The sequence below is a fragment of the Vannielia litorea genome (assembly GCF_018424695.1).
Classification (GTDB): Bacteria; Pseudomonadota; Alphaproteobacteria; order Rhodobacterales; family Rhodobacteraceae; genus Vannielia; species Vannielia litorea_A.
The window spans coordinates 23,190-43,878 of the sequence record NZ_QTNQ01000029.1 but is presented as its reverse complement, the minus strand read 5'-3'; the positions used below and the strand labels follow the sequence as shown (position 1 = coordinate 43,878).

The window sequence follows — 20,689 nt, the reverse complement described above, 5'->3', positions numbered from 1 at the left end:
GGCAGCCCGCTGCGCGGTGAAATGCTGATCTATGATGCGCTCTGGAGCGAAACCCGCAAGATCTCGCTCAAGCGGCGGGCCGATTGCGCGGCCTGTGGTGCGCGCGAGGACGTCTCGAAGGACGGATGAGCGCACCCCCTTCGCCTTCCGCCCCGCTGCCCCTATCTTCCCTCCCAAAGGAGACCGCGACCCATGTCAAACCCGCTTCTCACACCAACCGAGCAACCCTTCGACCTGCCCGATTTCGCCGCCATCGAAGATGCGCATTTTACCCCCGCGCTGGATGCCGCCGAGGCCGAGACGCGCGCGGCGATCGACGAGATCACGGCCAATCCCGATGCGCCCACCTTCGAAAACACCATCGAGCCGCTCGAGCTTTCGGACGAGCCGCTGAATGACGTGCTCGGGCCGTTCTTCCTGCTGGCCGCCGTGTCGTCCACGCCGGAACGGGAGAAGCTGCAACGCGCCTTCTCGCCCCGGCTTTCGGCGCTGGGCACCGACATTGCGCTCAACGAAAAGCTCTTCGAGCGGGTCGATACCCTGTGGCAGGCGCGCGACGAGCTGGAGCTGACGGACGAGCAGGCGCGGGTGCTCTACCTGCACCACCGCTACTTCCGCCGCGCCGGCGCCGGGCTGGATGACGCGGGCCGCGCGCGGCTGCGCGAGATCAACGCCGCGCTGTCGGAGAAGACCACTGCCTTTGGCCTCAACCTGCTGGCCGACGAGCGCGACTGGTTCATGCCGGTGGCCGACCTCACCGGCCTGCCCGCCTTTCTCGTGGATGCGATGAAATCCGCCGCCGAGGAAAAGGGTAGTGAGACACCGGTGGTGACGCTTTCGCGCTCGCTCATCGTGCCCTTCCTCCAGTTCTGCCCGAACCGCGATTACCGGCGCACCGCCTACGAGGCCTGGACCTCGCGCGGCGCCAACGGCGGCGAAACCGACAACCGCGCGCTGGCTGCCGAGATGCTGGCGCTGCGGGCCGAGCGGGCGGCGCTGCTGGGCTACGAGAGTTTTGCCGACTACCGGCTGGAAACCGAGATGGCCAAGACGCCCGACAACGTGCGCGGGCTGCTTCAGGCCGTCTGGTCGCCCGCTCGCGCCAAGGCCGAACAGGACGCCAAGGTGCTGGAGCGCCGCCTCCATGCCGAAGGATTCGACGGGCGGCTGGAGCCGTGGGACTGGCACTACTACGCCGAGGCGCGCCGCAAGGAAGAGCACGCGCTGGATGAGGCCGAGTTGAAGAGTTATTTCCAGCTCGACCGGATGATCGAGGCGGTCTTCTCCTGTGCCAACCGGCTCTTCGGGCTGGAGTTCACCCCGCTGGCCGCGCCGCTCCACCACCCCGATGCCCGCGCCTGGGATGTTCGGCGAGACGGTGAGCACATCGCGGTGTTCATCGGCGATTACTTCGCCCGCTCCGGCAAGCGCTCGGGCGCGTGGTGCTCTGCGCTGCGTGCGCAGAAGAAACTTGGCGGAGACACGGCGCCGCATGTCATCAACGTGTGCAACTTTGCCAAGCCGCCCGCGGGCCAGCCTGCGTTGCTGAGCTACGACGACGCGCGGACGCTGTTTCACGAGTTCGGCCATGCGCTGCACCAGATGCTCTCTGACGTGACCTACGGCTCGATCTCCGGCACCTCCGTCAGCCGCGATTTCGTGGAGCTTCCCTCGCAGCTCTACGAGCACTGGATGGAGGTGCCCGAAGTCTTGCAAGAGTTTGCCACCCACGCCGAAACCGGCGAGGCGATGCCCGAAGACCTGCTGCAACGGGTGCTCGACGCGGCGACCTACAACATGGCCTTCCAGACCTGCGAATACATCGCCTCGGCTTTGGTGGACCTTGAGTTTCACGCCGGCCCGCCGCCTGCCGACCCGATGCAGAAGCAGGCCGAGGTGCTGGAAGAGATCGGCATGCCCCGCGCGATCCGGATGCGCCACGCCACGCCGCATTTTTCGCATATCTTCGCGGGAGGCTATGCCTCGGCCTATTACAGCTACATGTGGTCGGAGGTGATGGACGCCGATGCCTTCGCGGCCTTCGAAGAGGCGGGCGGGCCCTTCGACCCGGAAATGGCGAAAAGCCTTGAGTCGAACATCCTCTCGACCGGCGGCGGGCAGGAGCCTGAGGCGCTTTACACGGCGTTCCGGGGCCGTTTGCCCGGTGTGGAGGCGCTGTTGAAGGGCCGAGGGCTGGACGACGTCGCCTGACAATCCACGAAGTTATCCACAGGCATGGCCGGTTCATTCACCGGCCGTGTCGCGGCCCAGGCTCCGTTAAGGCGGGCATTTGCCCAGATTAAGGGCGCAATAAAATAACTGCAAAAGGCACGTTTAAGGCCTTGATCCGGAGATTATTGGCCAGCGACTCGGGCCAAGCACCCTTCCGCTGCGGTGCCGCATTGCGCAAATGCAGTGTCCGCTTGGGTATTTGTTCACACCGGCTTGGTGTGACGCTGCGTCAATTCTTACAACCCCAGCAAGAGGCCGGGCAGGTAGAGCACAATCGCCGGAAAGGCGACGAGGCCGGCGATGGTCAGCGCGTCGGCGATGAAGAAGGGCGCCGCGCCGCGGAACACATCCTGCACCGAGAGTTCAGGGCGCACGCCTGCGACGACGAAGCAGTTGAGCCCGATGGGCGGGGTGATGAGGCAGAGCTCGGCCATTTTCACCACGATGATTCCGAACCAGATCGCGCAGCCCACGGCGTTCATGCCAAAGGCACTGTCTGCCGCCGTCACCGCCTCGCCGCCGTTGAGCGCGATCACCGCCGGGTAGACGATGGGCAGGGTCAGCAGCAGCATGCCGATGGCATCCATGAACATGCCCAGAACCGCATAGGCCGCGAGGATCATCAGCAGGGTGATCATCGGCGATTGTTCGAGGGTGCCGATCCAGTCTGCGAAGGCGCCGGGGAGGTCGGCGAAGCCGAGGAAGCGCACGTAGATCAGAACGCCCCAGATGATGGTGAAGATCATCACCGAGAGCTTGGCGGTTTCCAGCAGTGCGTTCTTCAGCTCGGGCCAGCGCATGCCGCGCCAGAGCGCGATGAGGAACACCACGAAAGCCCCCAGCGCCCCGCCCTCGGTGGGCGTGCCCCAGGCGTCGCCGCCGAAGGGGTTGTAGATGAAGAAGATGATGATGAGCACGACAAAGAGTATCGGCAGCGCGCCGGGCAGGGCGGCAAAGCGTTCCCCCCAGGTGAAGCCGGTGACGGGCGGACCAAGCTTGCGCCAGACCATCGCCATACCCACGACCATACCGCCGTAGATCAGCGCCGAGAAGGCGCCGGGGATGAAGCCCGCCAGCAGCAGCGCGCCCACGTCCTGCTCCACGATGATCGCGTAGATCACGAGGATCGCCGAGGGCGGGATCAGTGAGGCCAGCGTGCCCGCTGCGGCCACCACGCCAGCAGCAAAGCGCTTGTCATAGCCCACCGCCAGCATCTCGGGGATGGCAATGCGGGCAAAGACGGCGGATGTGGCAACCGATGCGCCCGAAACGGCGGCAAAGCCCGCCGTCGCGAACACGGTCGAAACCCCGAGTCCGCCCGGCAGCCAGCCCACCCAGCGCTTGGCGGCGGTGAAGAGCGCCTTGGTGAGCCCGGCGTAATAGGCAAGGTAGCCGATCAGGATGAAGGTGGGGATCAGCGAAAGCGCGTGGCTCGACACCTTGGAATGCGGCACTTGCCCGGCAGTCTTGACCGCAACGCCAAGCGCCCAGCCGAACTGCTCCGGGTCATAGCCCTTCTTCGACCAGAAGATCCAAAGCAGGCCGACCAGCCCGGCGATGGCGGCGGCAAAGGCGACGCGGGTGCCGATGAGCACCATCACGAGCAGGCCGGCGGTGACCCAGAGGCCGATCTCGACGGAGGTCATTTGCTGTCCTCCTCGAAGCCGGAGACGGTTTCGGCCTCATGGGCGGCCTGGGTGGCGGCGTCTTCGATCAGCGGCACGGCCACGGGGGTTTCAGCCCCCTCGATCAGCGCCTTGCCGTAGGCCCAGACGTGCAGGCAGAGTCGCAGGCAGAGCAGGCCAAAGGCGATGGGCACCACCAGCTTGGCGGGCCAGAGCGGCAGGCCGATGTCGATGGAGCTGTCGGACGACCAGAGCGGGCGGGTGATATCGAAGCTTCTGTCGAAATGCGACCAGCTGCCCCAGACCAGAAGCACCATCAGCAGGAGCACAAGCAGGGTGGAGAGCAACTCGAACAGCCACAGCGCCCGGCCTTTCAGCCGCCCGACCAGAATGTCCATCCGGATGTGCCCGCCGAGCCGGTGGCAATAGCTTACGCCGAGGATGGCGATGAAGGGCATCAGGAACTGGATCCAGTCCACATAGCCCGGCAGCGGCTGGTTGAAGAGCTTGCGGCCGCCGACCGAGCCGACGGCGAGGAGCATCAGCGAGAACACGACGATGCCACCGACGAGCGCCATGAGCGTTTCCACCCGAAACAGCACCCTGTCGATCCGACTGAGCGTGCTGTCGTCTTCAATGACGTTCGATGCGCCTGCCATGTCCCTCACCCCCCTTTGCAGAACGGCGGGCCGGGGGTGCGCCCCGGCCCGCCGCCGTATCACATCCGAGCGTGGATCAGCTGTCGCCGCCGATCACGCCCTGCACCAGCTCCAGCAGCTCTTGCGCCGGAAGCCCCTTGGCCGCGTTCTCCTCGACCCAGGCCGCGGCAATCGGTCCGGCGGCCTGCTCGCGGAAGGCGTTCAGCGCCTCTTCGGAATAGGTGACCTGCTCGATCCCCTTTTCCTCCAGCAGCGGGCCCCACTTGGACATCGTTGCGCCGTTGTAGTTGTCGACGTAGTGCTGGATGGCCTCGTCAACCGAGCCCATCAGCGCCTCGCGCTCGGCATCGCTCAGGGCGTTCAGCGCATCGGTGTTGACTACGATGGGGCACTGCACGGTTCCGGGGTTGAGGTTGGTCGTCCACCAGTTGGCGCCCTCGATGGTGCCGAAGCTCATGTGCGCGTGGGGCGCGAAGGCCACAGCCTTCACCACGCCGGAGTCGAGCGCCTGGCGCGCTTCGGAGGAGGTGACCGAGGTGGGCACGGCGCCGACGGTTTCCATCGCGCGGCCAATACCGCCGGTGGCCCGGACGGTGAGGCCGGAGTAGTCGTCCAGCGTTTCAGGCGCTTCACCCACGCCGGCAATGTTGTATTGCGGCATCGGCGAGGGCATCAGCAGGGTGGCGTTCCAGCGGGCGAGGTCTTCCTTCACCGCCGGGTGCTCGTAAAGGGCAAAGCTCACCTCCACTTCCTTGTCGAGGCTGTCGACGCCAAGGAAGGGCAGCTCGAGCACGGTGAGCGAGGGGTTCTTGTCGGGGTGATAGCCGGCGCAGATCTGCGCCATCTCGAAGGCACCGATCTCGATGCCGTCGAGGTTTTCGGTGTTCTTCGACAACCCGCCATAGCTGATGTTCAGCGTGAACTCGCCGTTCGTCTTTTCGCTCACCAGCTCGGCCATCTTCTCGACGTGCTCGGTGAAGGCGCGGCGCTTGCCCCAGACCGAGACGTTCCACTCGGTGGCGGCGGCTTCGCTGGCGATACCGGCTGTCATCAGGGCGGCCACGGCCACCTTCGTCATCATCTGCATATCTCTCTCCCTGTTGCCCGCTGCTTTTCGCCTGGCGGAATTTAGTTCCACCAATCTGCTGCGGATCGCCGTCATCCTAGAAGCACGCGCTTGCCGATGTGAAGGCTTTTCTGACCGACAGGGGGATGCTGCGCCTGCACATTTAATTGCAAATCATTCGCATTTGCATTGACTCGGGCCAACGGCGGCATATCCTCACGCCAAACAGCAACGCAGGACTGCCCCAATGCGCATCATCGCCGCCGCCCTTGCATTCCTAGCCCTAGCGCCGGGCATGGCAGGGGCCGAGAAATTCAAGGTCGCCACCACCTTCACCGTGATCGCCGACATGGCACGCAACGTGGCCGGGGAGGCGGCGGAGGTTGTTTCAGTCACGCCGCCGGGCGCCGAGATTCACAACTACGCCCCCAGCCCGCGCGACATCCTGGATGCGCGCGATGCCGACCTGATCCTGTGGAACGGGCTCAACCTCGAGCTCTGGTTCGAGAAGTTCTTTCGCAACCTCGGGGATGTTCCCTCTGCCGTGGTCAGCGAAGGGGTGCAGCCCATTTCCATCAGCTCCGGCCCCTATGACGGCAAGCCCAACCCGCACGCCTGGATGGGACTCGATTCGGCGCTGATCTACGTTGACAACATCGCCGCCGCGATGGCCGAGCATGACCCGGAGAACGCTGAGACCTACCGGGCCAATGCCGCGGCCTACAAGGAGGAGATCGCCGCCACCATCGCGCCGATCCGCGAGGCCATCCTTGCGCTGCCGGAGGAGGAGCGCTGGCTGGTCACCTCGGAAGGCGCCTTTTCCTACCTCGCCCGGGACTATGGGCTGAAGGAGCTTTACCTCTGGCCGATCAACGCCGACCAGCAGGGCACGCCCCAGCAGGTGCGCGCGGTGATCGACGCGATCCGCGACAACGAGATTGCAACCGTCTTTTCCGAGTCGACCATCTCCGACAAGCCAGCACGGCAGGTGGCGCGGGAGACCGGCGCGCATTATGGCGGGGTGCTCTACGTAGATAGCCTGACAGAGGCGGACGGCCCGGTGCCGACCTATCTCGACCTGCTGCGCGTCACCTCGCAAACCATTCTGGACGGGCTGGAAGAGGGCAAATCGTGAGCCTCGCAACCGAACCTTGCGAAGTCTTCGAGCCCGGCACCGCAGAGGCGGGGGCCGGGCTCAAGGTGGATGATATCACCGTCACCTACCGCAATGGCCACACCGCCCTGCGGCAGGCCAGCTTCGAGATTCCGAAAGGCACCATCACCGCGCTGGTGGGGGTGAACGGCGCTGGCAAATCGACGCTGTTCAAGGCGATCATGGGCTTTCTGAGCCTCGCGGCGGGCGATATCCGCGTGCTGGGCCTGCCGGTGCGCGAGGCGCTGAAACGCAACCTGGTGGCCTATGTCCCGCAGGCCGAGGAGGTGGACTGGGCCTTCCCGGTTCTGGTCGAAGACGTGGTGATGATGGGCCGCTACGGCCACATGGGCTTCTTGCGCCGCGCCCGCGCCGCCGACCGGCAGGCGGTGACAGAGGCGCTGGACCGTGTTGGCATGGAGGGCTTCCGTCACCGCCAGATCGGCGAGCTCTCGGGCGGGCAGCGCAAGCGGGTGTTCCTTGCCCGGGCGCTGGCGCAGGAGGGGCAGGTGATTTTGCTCGACGAGCCTTTCACCGGGGTCGACGTGACGACCGAGGAAGAGATCATCAAGCTCCTGCGCGAGCTGCGCGACGAGGGGCGGGTGATGCTGGTTTCGACCCACAACCTCGGCTCGGTGCCCGAGTTCTGCGACCGGACCGTGCTGGTAAAGGGCACCGTGCTGGGCTTTGGCCCGACGTCCGAAACCTTCACCCGCGAGAACCTCGAAGAGGCCTTTGGCGGCGTGCTGCGTCACTTCGTGCTCGGCGGGGCCGACCTGCATGACGATGAGGATACACGCCGCGTAACGGTCATCACCGACGATGAGCGGCCCTTCGTGATGTATCAGGAGCACGCCGAATCCGACCCGGCGATCGAAGAGCGCGACGAGCGTGGAGAGAGCGAGGCCGAAGAGCGGGCCGACGGCCCCGATGAGGCCGCCCGGTGAGCCTGCTTGAGCCCTTCTCCTACGGCTACATGACCAATGCCATGTGGGTCTCGGCGCTGGTGGGCTGCGTCTGCGCCTTCCTCTCGGCCTTCCTGATGCTCAAGGGCTGGTCGCTGATCGGCGACGCGCTCTCCCACGCCATCGTGCCGGGCGTTGCGGGGGCCTACATGCTCGGCCTACCCTTCGCGCTGGGCGCCTTTCTTTCCGGCGGGCTGGCGGCGGGGGCGATGCTGTTCCTGAACCAGCGGACGGGGCTGAAGGAAGATGCGATCATCGGGCTGATCTTCACCAGCTTCTTCGGCCTCGGCCTCTTCATGGTCTCTATTTCGCCCGTACCGGTGGACATTCAAACCATCACGCTCGGCAATATCCTCGCCATCACGCCCGAGGACACGCTGCAACTCGCCCTCATTGGCTTCGTCACCCTCGCCGTGCTCACCGCCAAGTGGAAAGACCTGATGGTGACCTTTTTCGACGAGAGCCACGCCCGCTCCATCGGGCTGAACACGAACGGGCTGCGCATTCTCTTCTTCACCCTGCTGGCCGCCTCCACCGTGGCCGCGCTTCAAACCGTGGGGGCCTTCCTCGTGATCTCCATGGTGGTGACGCCGGGCGCGACGGCCTACCTGCTGACCGACCGCTTTCATCGCCTGATCTGGCTTTCGGTGCTGATCGGCGCGGGCACCGGCTTTTTCGGAGCCTACGCCAGCTATTTCCTCAACGGGGCGACGGGCGGGGTGATCGTGCTCTTCCAGGTCGGACTCTTTCTGGTGGCCTTCTTCCTCGCCCCCACCCACGGGCTGCTGGCGGCGCGGCGCCGCGCACGGGAGGCGCTGGAATGATCGAAGAGCTGCTGCTGCCGTTTCAACTGCCCTTCATGCAGAACGCGCTCGCCGTGGCCGCGCTGATCTCGGTGCCCGCCGCGCTGCTCTCGTGCTTTCTGGTGCTCAAGGGCTGGTCGCTGATGGGTGACGCAGTGAGCCACGCGGTGCTCCCCGGCGTGGTGCTGGCCTATCTTGTCGGCCTCCCGCTGGGTGTGGGGGCCTTTGCCGCCGGGATGGGCTGCGCGCTGGCGACCGGCTACTTGCAGGAGAACTCCCGCATCAAGCAGGACACGGTGATGGGCGTGGTCTTCTCCGGCATGTTCGCTCTGGGCCTCGTGCTCTACACCGCCATCTCGACCGATGTGCACCTCGACCACATCCTCTTCGGCGACATCCTCGGCATCGGCGCGGCGGACCTCTGGGAGGCGGGCCTCATCGGCGGGGTGGTGACCCTCGCGTTGGCGGCGAAATGGAAAGACCTGCTGTTGCATTCCTTCGACCCGACGCAGGCCAAGGCCTCGGGCCTGCCCGTGGGCTGGTTGCACTACGGGATGCTTGTGGCGCTTTCGCTCACCATCGTGGCGGCGCTGAAGGCGGTGGGGATCATCCTTGCCATCGCACTGCTCATCGCCCCCGGGGCCACCGCATTTCTGCTCACCCGGCGCTTTCACGCGATGTTGGCCGTTGCCGTGGCGCTCGCGCTCATCTGCGCCCTCGCGGGCACCTATGCCAGCTTCTGGATCGACAGCGCACCGGCCCCCACCATCGTGCTTGCCATGACGCTCTGCTTCATCGCGGCCTTCATCGCCACCGTCCTGCGCAACCGCCGCGCCGCCAGCCCGCTTGCGTCTGCCGAGACGGCACCGTAACCCGGGCCGGGCAATCCCGGGATCACCATGCTCGTTCTCACCATCTGGCCGCTTTTTGCGCTGATCTGCCTTGGCTACCTGCTCTCGCGGCGGGGCTGGCCGGATGCGGGCTTCTGGCCCGCGGCCGAACGGCTCAATTACTTCATCCTCTTCCCGGCGCTGCTCGTCTCAAGCCTTGCGGACGCGCCGCTGCGCGACCCGGCAATCCTGCGGATGGGCGGGGCGGGGCTGGTGACGATCACGCTCGCGGCACTGGGGATGTGGGCGGTGCGCCGGTTGATCCTGCCCGCAAGGCCCGCCCGTTTTGGCCCGGCATTGCAGGGGGTGATCCGTTTCAACACCTATATCGGGCTGGCTGTCACCGTAGGGCTCACCGGTGCGGCGGGGTTGGGGCAGGCGGCGGTTTACCTCGCCATCGCGGTGCCCTTCGTCAACGTCCTCTCGATCATGGCGCTCTCGGAGTCGACCGGCCTGCGCGCCGCGCCTGCCATGGTCCGCAGCATCCTCGCCAACCCGCTGATCCTCGCCTGCCTTGCCGGGATCGTGCTGACGCTCACCGGCATCGGGCTGCCCTGGGGCGCCGACCGGTTCCTCGATCTGATGGGCCGCGCCAGCCTGCCCCTGGGTCTGCTCTGCGTCGGCGCGGCGCTGCGCCCCGCGGCCCTGCGGCAAGACCTTGCGCCGCTGATCACCATTGGCGCGCTGCGCCTGCTGGCCATGCCACTGCTCGCCGCGCTCATCGCCCGGGCGATGGGCCTGGAGGGCACCGAGGCGCTGGTGCTGGCGACCTTCTCCGCCATTCCGGTTGCGCCCACGGCCTATGTGCTCACCCGCCAGCTCGGCGGCGACGGCACGCTGATGGCGGGGCTGGTCACGTCGCAGACGCTGGCCGCTGTCGCCACGATTCCGCTGGTGCTGTCGCTCCTCGGGCTGGCGTGAGTCAGCCGTCTTCTTCCGCGCGCACCACGTAATCCGCCGCGAGTGCGTTTGCGGCCACGTGCCGCGCATTCACCAGGTCGTTCTCGTGGATACGTCTCTTGGCTTCCGCCTCGGGAATGGCATGGTCGCGCCAGCGTTGGGTAAGGCGGGCTTCGAGCACGTCGAGGGGCACCTCAAGCTGGATAGAGATATCCCACTGCCGGGCCATCTCCCGCCAGACCGGGGCATCGAGAAGCAGGTAGTTGCCCTCGACGATGACGGTATCGCAGCCCTCGCCAACCTCGCCCGCCCCGCCGATCGAGATGTCGCGCTCGCGGTTGAACACCGGGTAATGCACCTGTGCATCGTCCCGGAGGGCGGACAGGAGGCGCAGCAGGCCAGCGGCATCGAAGCTTTCGGGCGCGCCCTTGCGGCCGATGAGGCCGCGGCGCGACAGGATGCGGTTGTCGAGGTGAAACCCGTCCATCGGCACGATCTCGGCGGGGCAGCCCTGCGCCGTCAGATCGCGGGCGAGGGTCTCTGCCAAGGTGGACTTGCCCGAGGCGGGCGGCCCGGCGAGCGCCACAAGCCTGCGGCGCCCGGTGTGGGGCGCGGCCAGGATCAGGCCCGGCAGCGCCCCCGCGTCGTCAATCGTTTCGCTCACGCGGCATCCTGCTCGGGGGGCTCCTTGGCCCCGGTCATGAAGGCCACCGCATCGGACATGGTATAGTCCTTCGGGTCGATGGTGCAGAGCCGCTTGCCGAGCCGGTGGATGTGGATCCGGTCGGCCACCTCGAAGACATGGGGCATGTTGTGGCTGATGAGCACAATCGGGATGCCGCGCGCGCGCACGTCCTTGATGAGCTCCAGCACCTTGCGGCTTTCCTTCACCCCCAGCGCCGCGGTGGGCTCGTCCATGATGATGAACTTGGTGGCGAATGCGGCGGCGCGAGCCACGGCCACGCCCTGGCGCTGGCCGCCCGAGAGCGTTTCGACCGGCTGCTTGATGGATTGCACCGTCATCAGCCCCAGCTCGGTGAGCTTGTCGCGGGCGAACTTTTCCATCGCGGGCTTGTCGAGCAGCCGCAGGTATTTGCCCATGAAGCCCTCTTTGCGCAGCTCGCGCCCGGTGAACATGTTGTCGGCGATGGAAAGCGCCGGGGAGAGCGCGAGGTTCTGGTAGACGATCTCGATGCCCATGTCGCGGGCCTCGATGGGCGAGGAAAACCGCACCGGCTTGCCCTCGATCAGGATCTCGCCCTCGTCGGGCACCGTGGCCCCGCAGATCGCCTTGACGATGGAGGATTTGCCCGCCCCGTTGTCGCCGATGACGGCGAGGATCTCGCCGGGGCGCAGCTCGAAGTCGGAGTGGTCGATTGCGGTCACGTGGCCATAGCGCTTCACGATTCCGCGGGCCTGAACAACTGGTGTCGTCATTATGCCGAAACCCTTCTGATCCATTGGTCGATGGCGACCGCGATGATGATGAGCCAGCCGATGGCGAAGACCTGCCAGAGCACGTCGACTCCGGCCATCCGAAGGCCCGACTGGAAGACGCCGACGATGAGCGCGCCGAAGAGCGCCCCCATGATCGAGCCGCGCCCGCCGAACAGCGAGATGCCCCCGATCACCACGGCGGTGATGGATTGCAGGTTGCCCTCGTAGAACGACTGCGGCGAGATCGAGCCGACACGTCCGATGGAGGCCCAGCCAGCGATGGCGCAGACGAGGCCCGCCAGCATGTAAACCGAGACCAGCGTGCGCTGGGTGCGAATGCCCGAAAGCTCCGCCGCCTCGATATCATCGCCGATGGCGTAGACGTGGCGGCCCCAGGCCGTCTTGTTGAGCATGTACCAGAGGGTGACGAAGATCACGATCATCAGGATCACGCCGAAGGTGATGCGCGCGCCGCCGAAGTCGATGGCATTTCCGAAGAACTTCAGGAACGGCGCGGCATCGTCGATGTCCTGGCTGCGAATGGATTGTGCACCGGAAAGCCAGAGGTTGAGCGCGAAGAAGATCGACCATGTGCCCAGCGTGGTGATGAAGGGCGGGAGCTTGACCTTGGTGATGAGCAGGCCGTTCATCGCGCCTGCGGCCATGCCGCCCGCCATGCCGATCAGGATGGCGAGGGGGGAGGGCACGCCGAGGTTGACGGCGAGATTGCCCATGATGACGGACATCAGGATCATGATTGCGGCCACCGAAAGGTCGATCCCGGCGGTGATGATGATGAGCGATTGCGCCGCCGCCAGCATGCCGATGATCGACACCTGCTGCATGATGAGGCTGAGGTTGAAGGCCGAGAAAAAGCGGCCGCCCGCGATCATCCAGAACGCCAGCAGGCTGATGAGCAGCACGATGACGGGCACGAAGGTTGGGTTGTTGTGAAGGATGTGCTGAACGCGGTTCAGCGGTGACATGCGCCGCGCCGCGAATTGGGCAACGCGGGTATCGCTTCCGCTGAGGGCGCTTTCGTAGCCCTCGCCCTTGGAGCCGGTTCCGGATGAATCAGACATGTAGGCCCTCCCGCCCCGAGCCTACGCCGGGGCCTGCGATCTGGTCAAAATCTTGGTGGTGGGGGTGTGCTGGCCGGGGCGACCTGTGCCCCGGCCAGCGAGATGTGCGGGGATCAGCCCCAGCACTTCTCCATACCTGCTTCGGAGGTGATCGACTCGATGCCGTCAACCGGCGCGTCGGTGATCAGCTCGACGCCGGTGTTGTAGAAGTCGAGCCCTTCCGAGTTCTGCGGCTTCTCGCCGGTTTCGGCAAAGGTCGCGATGGCTTCGATGCCGAGCGAGGCCATGAGCAGCGGGAACTGCATCGAGGTGGCGCCGATCACGCCTTCGCTGACGTTCTGAACGCCGGGGCAACCGCCGTCGACCGAGACGATGAGCACGTCATTCTCGCGGCCAACCGACTTGAGCGCCTCGTAGGCACCGGCGGCGGCGGGCTCGTTGATGGTGTAGACGACGTTGATTTCAGGGTCGATCTGGAGAAGGTTCTCCATCGCCGTGCGGCCGCCTTCTTCGTTGCCGTTGGTCACGTCGTGGCCAACGATGCGGGGATCATCCTCGTCACCGATGTCGGTCGGGTCCTTGATGTCGATGCCGAAGCCCTGAAGGAAACCACCGTCGCGCAGGTAGTCCACCGAGATCTCGGAGGCGTTCAGGTCGAGCAGCGCGATCTTGGCGTTGGCCGCCTCGTCGCCCAGCGTGGCAGCGGCCCACTGGCCGATCAGAACGCCGGCCTGGAAGTTGTCGGTGGCGAAGGTGGCATCGGCCACATCGGCGGGCTCGAAGGGAGTGTCGAGCGCGATCACGAGCGCCCCGGCCTCACGGGCCTGGTTGATCACCGGGGTCAGCGCGCGGCTGTCGGTGGGGGTGATCAGGATGCCCTTGGCGCCCGAGGCGATGCAGGTTTCGACGGCGGCGACCTGGCTTTCCACGTCGCCGTCGATCTTGCCGGCGTAGGTGGCAAGGTTGATGCCGTTCGCTTCGGCGGCCGCGGTGGCGCCTTCCTTCATCTTCACGAAGAAGGGGTTGGTGTCGGTCTTGGTGATGAGGCAGGCGTTGGTCTCTGCCGCGGCAGCACCTGCCATCACGGTCAGGGCAAGGGCCGAAGTGGTCACTAGGCTTTTCATGGAGTCCTCCCATTGAAGTCAATTCGATCGCAGCGGTGGCAGTGCCCCGCCGCTGAACCTGCGCTCTCCTCGGTTTTGCAGGTTGGCCCTTTGAAACCTGATTCTGGGGAGTCTGTCAAATAGTTTGTAAACTTTCCTAACTAATAAGTTTGGGCTATATTTAAGGGAAGAAAGCAGGCAAACATGGTCCGCATCATGGATGGAGACAGCATCAGCAGCCGCAGTGCGGGCGTGAACCAGAGCGGGGTTCGCGACCATAACGAGCGGCTGTTGCTCTCCATCCTGAACCGGCATCGCAGCGTGCCCGCTGCCGAGCTGGCACGTCGCACCGGCCTTTCGAAGCCAACGGTCTCGACGATTTTGCGCAACCTGGAGGCGGACGGGCTGATCCGGCGAGGCACCCCGCTGCGCGGCCGGGTCGGCAAGCCCTCGATCCCGATCGAGCTGGACCCTGACGGGGCATTTTCCATCGGGCTCAAGGTGGGGCGCAAGAGCGCCGACCTGCTGCTGCTCGATCTCTCCGGCGCCACGCGCGGCCAACTGCGTACCACCTATGAATACGCGATGCCCGACGCCGTTTTCGGGTTTCTGCAAAGCGGCCTCGACACCCTGCTGGAGACACTCCCGGCGCGGCTGCGCTCCCGGGTCTGCGGCATTGGGATTGGCAGCCCCTTCGAGCTTTGGAAGTGGCATGATCTGTCCGGACCGGCGGCAGAGCGCTTCCGCTCGTGGAAGGACGTGGTGTTCAGCGAGGAGGTTGCCCGCTTCAGCGAGTTGCCGGTCTATGTGGTCAACGATGCCACCGCCGCCTGCCAGGCCGAACACCTCTACGGGCGTGGCCACGAGTTTCGGGACTTCGCCTATTTCTTCATAGGTTCCTTCGTCGGCGGCGGAATCGCGCTGAACGGCACCGTCTTCGAAGGCAACCAGGGCAATGCGGGCGCGCTGGGCGCGATGCGCACCACCGGCCCGTTGGGGGAAAGCCAGCAGCTGATCGACACCGCCTCGCTGCATCTGCTGGAGGCCCGTCTGGTGGAGGCCGGGCTTGACCCGCAGGTGATGTGGCAGAAGCCGCAGGACTGGTCGGCGCTGTCGCATTACGTGGAGCCGTGGATCGGCGAGACGGCGCAGGAGCTGGCCAAGGCCTCGCTCTCGATCTGCTCGGTCCTCGATTTCGAGGCGGTGCTGATTGACGGCGCCTTCCCGCCCGATGTGCGGCAAGAGCTGGTGGAGCGGGTGCGCCGCTACCTCGTGAACCAGGACAAGCGCGGCCTGATCGCCCCGGTTGTCGAGGCAGGCACCGTTGGCGAGAACGCGAGAGCCATAGGCGCGGCCTGCGCACCGATTTTCGCGCAGTTCATGCTCAACACGAATGCCGGGCTTTCGGTTTTCTGAGGGGCATCTCGCCGACTATCAAAAATATCCGAAAACTGTTGCGGGAAGTCACGCGTTGGCAAGGCGCGGCCCGGGGCCACATATTGGGGCGGACACCCAACACTGACAGGAAGCCCAATGCCCCGCTCCTACTTCGCGCCCACCGGCGGCCTGCCCGGACAAGACCAGCTGCTGACCGACCGTGCGATCTTCACCGAGGCCTATGCCGTGATCCCGAAGGGCACGATGCGCGATATCACCACCAGCTTTCTGCCCGGCTGGGAGGGCACGCGCCTGTGGGTCATCGCCCGCCCGATGACTGGCTTCGCCGAGACATTCTCGCAATACATCATGGAGGTGCAGCCCGGGGGCGGATCGGACCATCCTGAAAGCGATCCTGACGCGCAGGGTGTGCTCTTCGTGGTGGAGGGCAGCGTGGAGGTCACCGTGGAGGGGGCGGCGCAAAGGCTTGAGCCGGGTGGCTACGCCTATCTGCCGCCATCGTCCGGCTGGACGTTGCGCAACACCGGCGAGGCCGTGGCGCGGTTTCACTGGGTGCGCAAGATCTGGGAGCCGGCGCCGGGTGTGGACATGCCGGAGCCGCTGTTCCTGAACGAGGCCGACATCGCCCCCACGCCCATGCCCGATACCGACGGCGCCTGGGCCACCACGCGTTTTGTCGACCCATTGGATCTGCGCCATGACATGCATGTCACCATCGTCACGCTTCAGCCCGGCGCGGTGATCCCGTTTCTGGAAACCCACGTGATGGAGCACGGGCTCTATGTGCTGGAGGGCAAGGGCGTGTATCGCCTGAACGGCGATTGGGTGGAGGTTGAAGCGGGCGATTTCATGTGGCTCCGCGCCTTCTGCCCGCAGGCCTGCTATGCGGGCGGGCCGGGGCCGTTTCGCTACCTGCTCTACAAGGATGTAAACCGTCACGCGGCCCTGCGCCCGCTGGCGCACGGCGGGGCGGCCCCTACGCGCTTCAGGGGCGCGGCCAAGTAGGCGTGCCGCCGATGGCGGCGGTCAGCCGGGCCGCCGCGTGCCGCACCGGTGCAACCAGTGCGACGATGCTCTCGGGCGTGACCCGGCTGGTGGGGCCTGATACCGAAATGCCCGCCACGGCCTCGTCATTCACATCAAACACCGGGGCCGCGATGCAGCGCATCCCTTCGTTGCGCTCCTCGTCATCCAGCGCGTAGCCCCGCTCGCGGATCGCGGCGAGATCTGCCCGCAGAGCGGCCTCCCCTGTGATCGTCCGCGCGGTGAAGGCCTCGCGCGAGGCCTGGAGCGCCCGCGCCAGCCGGGCCTCGTCCATCTGGGCCAGAAGGGCCTTTCCGATCCCGGACGCATGCATGGCCGAGAGCGTGCCGGGCGGAAAGAAGGCGCGGATGTTGGCATGGGTTTCCACCTGGCTGAGGAAGAGCACCGCGCCTTGCTTCTCGGTGCCGAGGTTCGCCGTTTCACCCGTGGCCTCCATCAGCTCCCGCAGCACCGGACGCGCCCGTTCGACAAGGCTGGTGCGCCGCAGGAACCTTGTGCCGATGGCAAAGGCGCGCGGGCCGATGTGCCAGAGCTGCTCCTCGGCGTCGAACTCCACCAGCCCCCGGCCTTCCAGGGTGACGAGGATGCGGTAGGCGGTTGAGGGCGCCTGGCCGGTCTGCTCCGCGAGGGCGGTGAGCGTGATGCCTTGCTGGGCGCTCAGATACTCGAAGACCTCCATCGCCCGGTCGAGCGACTTGATAGTGTTCTGCTCGGTCTTGTCGTCCCAACCCCGAGGGCGGCCCCGGGCGCGGCGGGGATTGTCCTGCTTTTCCATAAGGTCCCTTCGGAATGCATTGGAAATACGATTTCATGATACGAAAAAATCAACCACTTGAAAACATGTGAAAAACCACCTTGAAAAGCCGAAGCTTACCGCGTGTCGAAAAATTTTGCGGAGCCGAACCTAGCCTGTAGCGTGTCGCCAACCTTCAGAGGAGACCGCCATGAGCTTCCAGAACCCCGTCTTCATCCCCGGTCCGACGAACATCCCCGAGGTGCTGCGCAAGGCCTGCGACATGCCCACCATCGACCATCGTTCGCCCCTCTTCGGGCAAATCCTGCATCCGGCCCGCGAGGGCGTGCGCCGGGTGTTGAAGAGCGAGAGCGCGGAGGTGTTCATCTTTCCCTCCACCGGCACCGGCGGCTGGGAGACGGCGCTGACCAACTGCCTCTCGGCCGGGGATAAGGTGCTGGCCGCGCGCAACGGCATGTTCTCGCACCGCTGGATCGACATGTGCCAGCGGCATGGGCTGACGGTCGAAGTGGTGGAGACCCCTTGGGGCCATGGGCTGCCCGCCGACCGCTACGAAGAGATCCTCACCGCCGACACTGGCCATGAGATCAAGGCGGTGCTCGCCACGCACAATGAGACGGCCACCGGCGTGCGCTCCGATATCGCCGCCGTTCGCCGCGCGCTGGATGCGGCGGGTCACCCTGCGCTGCTCTTTGTCGATGGTGTCAGCTCCATCGCCTCGATGGACTTCCGCTTTGATGCCTGGGGCGTCGATGTGGCCGTGACCGGCTCGCAGAAGGGGTTCATGCTGCCGCCCGGCCTCGCGATCTCCGGCTTCTCGCAGCGTGCCATGGAGGCCGTCGAAACCGCCACGCTGCCGCGCACCTTTTTCGACGTGCGGGACATGGGAAAGGGCTATGCCAATAACGCCTATCCCTACACCCCCGCCGTCGGACTGCTGAACGGGCTGAACGAAGCCTGCAACATGCTTCTGAACGAGGGCTTGGAGAACGTCTTTGCCCGCCACCACCGCATCGCCGAGGGCGTCCGCGCTGCCATGGGGGCCTGGGGGCTGGAGCTGTGCGCGGTGTCGCCCAATGTCTATTCCGACACGGTCAGCGCGATCCGCACGCCCGAGGGGTTCAACGCGACCCGCATCGTGGAGCATGCCGCCAGCGCCTATGGCGTGGCCTTCGGCACCGGGCTCGGCGAGGTTGCGGGCAAGGTCTTCCGCATCGGTCACCTTGGGAGCCTCACGGATGTGATGGCGCTTTCGGGCATCGCCACCGCCGAGATGGTCATGGCCGATCTTGGCCTGAACATCACCCTCGGCTCCGGTGTTGCTGCCGCGCAGGACTACTACCGCAGCCACCGCGCCGAGCAGAAGGCCGCCGCGTGATGAAGGATGGTGCCATGGATATCCCCACCTTCGACGACATGCTGGCGGCGCATGAGCGCATCGCACCGCACATCCGCCGGACCGAGGTGCGCACGTCGGCCTATCTCAACGAGCTGACCGGCGCGGAGCTGTTCTTCAAGTGTGAGAACTTCCAGGAACCCGGGGCCTTCAAGGTGCGCGGGGCGTGCAACGCGGTCTTCGGCCTGTCGGACGAACAGGCGCGGGCGGGTGTGGCCACACATTCCAGCGGCAACCACGCCTCCTGCCTGAGCTACGCGGCGATGCGGCGGGGCATTCCCTGCAACGTGGTCATGCCGCGCACGGCTCCGCGGGCCAAGAAGGACACGGTGCGCCGCTATGGCGGGAAAATTACCGAGTGCGAGCCGTCCACATCGAGCCGGGAAGAAACCTTCGCGAAGGTGCAGGCCGAAACCGGCGGCGATTTCGTGCACCCCTACAACGATCCGCGCGTGATCGCGGGGCAGGGTACCTGCTCGAAGGAGTTCATCGAGCAGGTCGACGGGCTGGACTACATGGTGGCGCCGATTGGCGGCGGCGGCATGATCTCGGGCACCTGCCTCACGCTCTCGACGCTGGCCCCCGAGACGAAGGTGATTGCCGCAGAGCCGGAGCAGGCCGACGATGCCTACCGCAGCTTCAAAGCCGGGCACATCATCGCCGACGACGCGCCCAAGACCATCGCCGATGGACTGCTGGTGCCGCTCAAGGATCTGACCTGGCACTTCGTCTCGCGCCATGTGCATGAGATCTTCACCGCCTCCGACCCCGAGATCATCGACGCGATGAAGCTGGTCTGGAAGCACCTGCGTGTGGTGATGGAGCCCTCCAGCGCCGTGCCTCTCGCGGTGATCCTGAAAAATCCTGAAGCCTTCTGTGGCAAGCGCGTGGGCCTCATCATCACCGGCGGCAACGTCGACCTCGACCGCCTGCCGTGGTTGGCCGCCTGATCATGCAACCCGACCCGACACACACAGGAGCAAGGACATGAAAGACATGACCGATCTCGACCAATACGACGTGGGCTATGACATTCCGGCCAAGCCGGGGATGGACGAGGCCGAAATTCAAACGCCCGCACTGGTGCTCGATCTCGATGCGCTGGAGCGTAACGTGAAGAAAATGGGCGACTATGCCAAGGCCCACGGGATGCGCCACCGGGTGCATGGCAAGATGCACAAGTCGGTGGATGTGGCGAAGTTGCAGGAGCGGCTCGGCAGTGCGGTGGGTGTCTGCTGCCAGAAGGTCAGCGAGGCCGAGGTATTTGCCCGGGGCGGCATCAAGGATGTGCTGGTGAGCAACCAGGTGCGCGACCCGGCCAAGATCGACCGGCTGGCGCAGCTGCCGAAGCTGGGTGCCCGAACCCTCGTTTGCGTCGATGACGTGGATAACGTGGCGGAGCTTTCCGCCGCCGCGCAGACACATGGCACCGAGATCGAATGCCTTGTGGAAATCGACTGCGGCGCGGGCCGCTGCGGCGTGACCACGACCGGGGCGGTGGTGGAGATTGCCAAGGCCATCGACGCTGCGCCGGGGCTGAAATTCACCGGCATCCAGGCCTATCAGGGCGCGATGCAGCACCTCGACAGCTACGCCGACCGCAAGGCCAAGCTCGATGTTGCCATCGCGCAGGTGAAGGATGCGGTAGAGGGGCTGACGGCCGAGGGGATCGCCTGCGAGCTGGTCTCGGGCGGCGGCACCGGCAGCTACTACTTCGAGAGCAACTCGGGCGTTTACAACGAGCTGCAGTGCGGCTCCTACGCCTTCATGGACGCCGACTACGGGCGGATCCTCGATGAGAATGGCCAGCGGATCGACCGGGGCGAGTGGGAGAATGCCTTTTTCATTCTTACTTCGGTGATGAGTCACGCGAAGGCCGACAAGGCCATCGTCGATGCCGGCCTCAAGGCGCAATCGGTGGACAGCGGCTTGCCGGTGATCTTTGGCCGCGATGATGTGGAATACGTGAAGTGTTCCGACGAGCATGGCGTGGTGGCGGACCCGAAGGGCGCGCTGAAAGTGAACGACAAGCTGCGCCTCGTGCCGGGCCACTGCGACCCCACCGCCAATGTGCATGATTGGTACGTGGGCGTGCGCAACGGCAAGGTCGAGTGCGTCTGGCCGGTCTCGGCGCGCGGAAAGGCCTACTGACGGTTTTCGTGTTGGAGGGCCCGGCTCGGGA

General features: G+C 65.6%; 19 protein-coding genes. 11 read left to right on the top strand and 8 right to left on the bottom strand.

The window, feature by feature from the left end:
* Positions 1–192 precede the first annotated feature (192 nt).
* Complete coding sequence (locus DYI42_RS11865; protein WP_213546148.1) at positions 193–2,211, top strand: M3 family metallopeptidase; 2,019 nt, start codon at positions 193–195, stop codon at positions 2,209–2,211.
* Positions 2,212–2,468: 257 nt separating this feature from the next.
* On the opposite strand, the gene DYI42_RS11860 is transcribed toward DYI42_RS11865, so the two are convergent.
* The 3 genes from DYI42_RS11860 to DYI42_RS11850 form a co-directional block, all read right to left on the bottom strand.
* Entirely contained in the window at positions 2,469–3,878 is a 1,410-nt protein-coding gene (locus DYI42_RS11860) for a TRAP transporter large permease (RefSeq protein ID WP_213546147.1), read from the bottom strand.
* Positions 3,875–4,516: a TRAP transporter small permease subunit gene (locus DYI42_RS11855; protein ID WP_213546146.1), complete on the bottom strand. Its 642-nt coding sequence runs from the start codon at positions 4,514–4,516 to the stop codon at positions 3,875–3,877. The genes DYI42_RS11860 and DYI42_RS11855 overlap by 4 nt, the downstream gene beginning before the upstream one ends.
* Positions 4,517–4,592: 76 nt before the next feature.
* A complete protein-coding gene (locus DYI42_RS11850) occupies positions 4,593–5,603 on the bottom strand; it encodes a C4-dicarboxylate TRAP transporter substrate-binding protein (RefSeq protein WP_213546145.1) in 1,011 nt (336 codons plus the stop codon).
* A 226-nt stretch (positions 5,604–5,829) separates the two neighbouring features.
* Between DYI42_RS11850 and DYI42_RS11845 the strand changes: the two genes are divergently transcribed.
* The 5 genes from DYI42_RS11845 (at position 5,830) to DYI42_RS11825 (ending at position 10,314) form a co-directional block, all read left to right on the top strand.
* Complete coding sequence (locus DYI42_RS11845; RefSeq protein WP_213546144.1) at positions 5,830–6,717, top strand: metal ABC transporter substrate-binding protein; 888 nt, start codon at positions 5,830–5,832, stop codon at positions 6,715–6,717.
* Between the two features lie 65 nt (positions 6,718–6,782).
* Positions 6,783–7,682: a manganese/iron ABC transporter ATP-binding protein gene (locus tag DYI42_RS11840; RefSeq protein WP_342344651.1), complete on the top strand. Its 900-nt coding sequence runs from the start codon at positions 6,783–6,785 to the stop codon at positions 7,680–7,682.
* Positions 7,683–7,711: 29 nt separating this feature from the next.
* On the top strand, positions 7,712–8,524 hold the full coding sequence (locus DYI42_RS11835) for a metal ABC transporter permease (protein ID WP_213546152.1): 813 nt from the start codon (positions 7,712–7,714) through the stop codon (positions 8,522–8,524).
* Positions 8,521–9,375 carry a metal ABC transporter permease gene (locus DYI42_RS11830; RefSeq protein WP_213546142.1) on the top strand — a complete coding sequence of 285 codons (855 nt, stop codon included), beginning with the start codon at positions 8,521–8,523 and terminating at the stop codon, positions 9,373–9,375. The genes DYI42_RS11835 and DYI42_RS11830 overlap by 4 nt, the downstream gene beginning before the upstream one ends.
* 27 nt (positions 9,376–9,402) lie before the next feature.
* Positions 9,403–10,314, top strand: coding sequence for an AEC family transporter (locus tag DYI42_RS11825; protein WP_213546141.1), 912 nt, complete (start codon positions 9,403–9,405; stop codon positions 10,312–10,314).
* A 1-nt stretch (position 10,315) separates the two neighbouring features.
* Here DYI42_RS11825 and DYI42_RS11820 read toward each other — a convergent pair whose 3' ends face one another.
* The 4 genes from DYI42_RS11820 to DYI42_RS11805 all read right to left on the bottom strand — a co-directional run bounded on the left by DYI42_RS11820 (position 10,316) and on the right by DYI42_RS11805 (position 13,936).
* Positions 10,316–10,957: a nucleoside/nucleotide kinase family protein gene (locus DYI42_RS11820; RefSeq protein ID WP_342344650.1), complete on the bottom strand. Its 642-nt coding sequence runs from the start codon at positions 10,955–10,957 to the stop codon at positions 10,316–10,318.
* On the bottom strand, positions 10,954–11,754 hold the full coding sequence (locus tag DYI42_RS11815) for an ATP-binding cassette domain-containing protein (RefSeq protein ID WP_213546140.1): 801 nt from the start codon (positions 11,752–11,754) through the stop codon (positions 10,954–10,956). The genes DYI42_RS11820 and DYI42_RS11815 overlap by 4 nt, the downstream gene beginning before the upstream one ends.
* Positions 11,730–12,812, bottom strand: coding sequence for an ABC transporter permease (locus tag DYI42_RS11810; protein WP_213546139.1), 1,083 nt, complete (start codon positions 12,810–12,812; stop codon positions 11,730–11,732). The genes DYI42_RS11815 and DYI42_RS11810 overlap by 25 nt, the downstream gene beginning before the upstream one ends.
* Before the next feature lie 113 nt (positions 12,813–12,925).
* Positions 12,926–13,936: a sugar ABC transporter substrate-binding protein gene (locus tag DYI42_RS11805; RefSeq protein ID WP_213546138.1), complete on the bottom strand. Its 1,011-nt coding sequence runs from the start codon at positions 13,934–13,936 to the stop codon at positions 12,926–12,928.
* 183 nt (positions 13,937–14,119) lie between these two features.
* Between DYI42_RS11805 and DYI42_RS11800 the strand changes: the two genes are divergently transcribed.
* Positions 14,120–15,331: an ROK family transcriptional regulator gene (locus DYI42_RS11800; RefSeq protein WP_342344649.1), complete on the top strand. Its 1,212-nt coding sequence runs from the start codon at positions 14,120–14,122 to the stop codon at positions 15,329–15,331.
* A 117-nt stretch (positions 15,332–15,448) separates the two neighbouring features.
* Positions 15,449–16,318 (top strand): bifunctional allantoicase/(S)-ureidoglycine aminohydrolase, encoded by an 870-nt coding sequence (locus DYI42_RS11795; protein WP_213546137.1) that lies wholly within the window; start codon positions 15,449–15,451, stop codon positions 16,316–16,318.
* Here the strand turns inward: DYI42_RS11795 and bhcR are convergent.
* Positions 16,299–17,132 carry an HTH-type transcriptional regulator BhcR gene (gene bhcR, locus DYI42_RS11790; RefSeq protein ID WP_213546136.1) on the bottom strand — a complete coding sequence of 278 codons (834 nt, stop codon included), beginning with the start codon at positions 17,130–17,132 and terminating at the stop codon, positions 16,299–16,301. The genes DYI42_RS11795 and bhcR overlap by 20 nt on opposite strands.
* 169 nt (positions 17,133–17,301) lie before the next feature.
* Between bhcR and bhcA the strand changes: the two genes are divergently transcribed.
* The 3 genes from bhcA to bhcC are packed head-to-tail and all read left to right on the top strand — an operon-like array spanning position 17,302 to position 20,658.
* Positions 17,302–18,489, top strand: coding sequence for an L-aspartate--glyoxylate aminotransferase BhcA (gene bhcA, locus DYI42_RS11785; protein ID WP_213546135.1), 1,188 nt, complete (start codon positions 17,302–17,304; stop codon positions 18,487–18,489).
* Positions 18,489–19,457: a beta-hydroxyaspartate dehydratase BhcB gene (gene bhcB / locus DYI42_RS11780; RefSeq protein ID WP_213546134.1), complete on the top strand. Its 969-nt coding sequence runs from the start codon at positions 18,489–18,491 to the stop codon at positions 19,455–19,457. Before bhcA ends, bhcB begins: the two co-directional genes overlap by 1 nt.
* Positions 19,458–19,494: 37 nt before the next feature.
* Positions 19,495–20,658 carry a 3-hydroxy-D-aspartate aldolase BhcC gene (gene bhcC, locus DYI42_RS11775; RefSeq protein ID WP_213546133.1) on the top strand — a complete coding sequence of 388 codons (1,164 nt, stop codon included), beginning with the start codon at positions 19,495–19,497 and terminating at the stop codon, positions 20,656–20,658.
* Positions 20,659–20,689 lie beyond the last annotated feature (31 nt).

Coding starts and splice junctions, on each gene's coding strand:
- bhcB (WP_213546134.1), top strand. CDS start 18,489: ATGAAGGATGGTGCCATGGATATCCCCACCTTCGACGACATGCTGGCG.
- DYI42_RS11845 (WP_213546144.1), top strand. CDS start 5,830: ATGCGCATCATCGCCGCCGCCCTTGCATTCCTAGCCCTAGCGCCGGGC.
- bhcA (WP_213546135.1), top strand. CDS start 17,302: ATGAGCTTCCAGAACCCCGTCTTCATCCCCGGTCCGACGAACATCCCC.
- DYI42_RS11815 (WP_213546140.1), bottom strand. CDS start 11,754: ATGGATCAGAAGGGTTTCGGCATAATGACGACACCAGTTGTTCAGGCC.
- DYI42_RS11830 (WP_213546142.1), top strand. CDS start 8,521: ATGATCGAAGAGCTGCTGCTGCCGTTTCAACTGCCCTTCATGCAGAAC.
- DYI42_RS11855 (WP_213546146.1), bottom strand. CDS start 4,516: ATGGCAGGCGCATCGAACGTCATTGAAGACGACAGCACGCTCAGTCGG.
- DYI42_RS11860 (WP_213546147.1), bottom strand. CDS start 3,878: ATGACCTCCGTCGAGATCGGCCTCTGGGTCACCGCCGGCCTGCTCGTG.
- DYI42_RS11825 (WP_213546141.1), top strand. CDS start 9,403: ATGCTCGTTCTCACCATCTGGCCGCTTTTTGCGCTGATCTGCCTTGGC.
- DYI42_RS11810 (WP_213546139.1), bottom strand. CDS start 12,812: ATGTCTGATTCATCCGGAACCGGCTCCAAGGGCGAGGGCTACGAAAGC.
- DYI42_RS11795 (WP_213546137.1), top strand. CDS start 15,449: ATGCCCCGCTCCTACTTCGCGCCCACCGGCGGCCTGCCCGGACAAGAC.
- DYI42_RS11850 (WP_213546145.1), bottom strand. CDS start 5,603: ATGCAGATGATGACGAAGGTGGCCGTGGCCGCCCTGATGACAGCCGGT.
- DYI42_RS11805 (WP_213546138.1), bottom strand. CDS start 13,936: ATGAAAAGCCTAGTGACCACTTCGGCCCTTGCCCTGACCGTGATGGCA.
- bhcC (WP_213546133.1), top strand. CDS start 19,495: ATGAAAGACATGACCGATCTCGACCAATACGACGTGGGCTATGACATT.
- DYI42_RS11835 (WP_213546152.1), top strand. CDS start 7,712: ATGACCAATGCCATGTGGGTCTCGGCGCTGGTGGGCTGCGTCTGCGCC.
- DYI42_RS11800 (WP_342344649.1), top strand. CDS start 14,120: ATGGTCCGCATCATGGATGGAGACAGCATCAGCAGCCGCAGTGCGGGC.
- bhcR (WP_213546136.1), bottom strand. CDS start 17,132: ATGGAAAAGCAGGACAATCCCCGCCGCGCCCGGGGCCGCCCTCGGGGT.
- DYI42_RS11865 (WP_213546148.1), top strand. CDS start 193: ATGTCAAACCCGCTTCTCACACCAACCGAGCAACCCTTCGACCTGCCC.